At 60.2% G+C, this 1395-nt stretch carries 1 pseudogene; it reads right to left on the reverse strand.

Annotated features, from left to right (window positions below):
* Positions 1 to 403, reverse strand: a pseudogene (locus EN939_RS34215) (hypothetical protein); the annotation flags it as partial.
* Between the last annotated feature and the right edge of the window lie 992 nt (positions 404 to 1395).

Raw genomic sequence — 1395 nt, forward strand, 5'->3', positions numbered from 1 at the left:
TGTGGGGCCTGTCCAACGTCTGCGGGACAGAGACTTTGCCAATCGCCTTCAACTCTTGTGCGTGGAGTTCGTCGAGGTCTTCTGGAACCAGGGCGGACGCAAATGGCCCATTGGATGCAAGAGGGGCGGCAATAGGCAGCACCTTTTTGAAGCGGCCGTCGACACCTACTCGACCCAGTTCACCGGGGCGCCGCGGTGGCGCCTTGGGTACTGATGGCACCCTCTTTCCGGCACGGATTTTGTTCCAATAACCTTGCGGCGGCGACGCTACTCCGCTTCGCGTCAGCAGCTTCTTTAGCCCGACGTCGGACAGTTCGAGCTTTGCCGCCAAGTCCCGCATCGGTGCAGACCAGGCGAACGCAATCAGATCGTCAGGCAACACAAGAATGTCATTCTGCCACACGGCGGCTTATCTCCATTTTGTTCAGCCAGACTGCTTTTGGCACGCCTTCGCAGTGTCGATATGACACGCCGGCCAGTGCCATCTAAGGTCAAATCTGGCGACTCCGACGTGCCCGCGATCGTGCCAGAGATGCGCTCTCGTCATCAAGGCGGCTTCAGATCGGCTGCGGCTGAAGCGGCGCTCTCAGTGCACATCAGCGGTATGCTCTAGAAGCGATCCGCCTCCTTTCGTAGTTCTTAGCGCAACAGGGGACACCCGGGTATTCCCGCGTGGCAGAGCGAGTTTTGGTGCTATCGAGCGAGAGCCACGAAATACGACCGAAGAACGATGGCGAGATAAAAGGCCGCGAGGTGCGGCGTCGATCGGTTGTGTTGTTTCAAGTGGTTATGCCGCATTTTCGCGAGGTGCGGGTCTTTGCTGCACCTCCCAAGATCGTCGATTTTCGTTCTTCGTCCGTAGCTTAGTGCGATGTGCGGCAGCCCGACTGGCTTTTGTGGGGCCCGGGAAGGAGGGCGTGGTCAGAGACTGTTCTTGAGGTGGCCGCTCGTCGGTAGATAACGAGCTGTTGGATAGACCACGTTAGAACCTCGCCGACCTAGCCCGAAGTCCCCCCGGATCGGCGAACGGCTCGCTGCAGCAGAGGGGCTTCAGCTCGGCCCGTAGAGCCGACGTCGCCAGCGCCGGCCGTAGGATGCCGGCCGAGCGCAGGCTTGTAGGCTGGCGCCATCCTCCGCACGGCGGATACATTGGCTTCACCGCCCCAATGGAAGCGCCGGTCGCGACAAGCCCGCGCTCAATCGGAGCTTCCGCAGGGCGGTTAGGCACGGCATCCTAAGATGCAGGCGCTACGCATCGCCCCAGCCGCCCTGGCTCTCGACTGCTTGGATGTGTTGATCCTGACACGAATGCGCAAACCGTCGTGCTACGCTTTGATGGTTCGACGTCACTGGCGTGATGGGCATCAATGCTAATGGAAGAGGTTGCCATGTCTA

This window comes from Mesorhizobium sp. M7A.F.Ca.CA.002.05.1.1, from assembly GCF_003998335.1.
Lineage (GTDB): Bacteria > Pseudomonadota > Alphaproteobacteria > Rhizobiales > Rhizobiaceae > Mesorhizobium.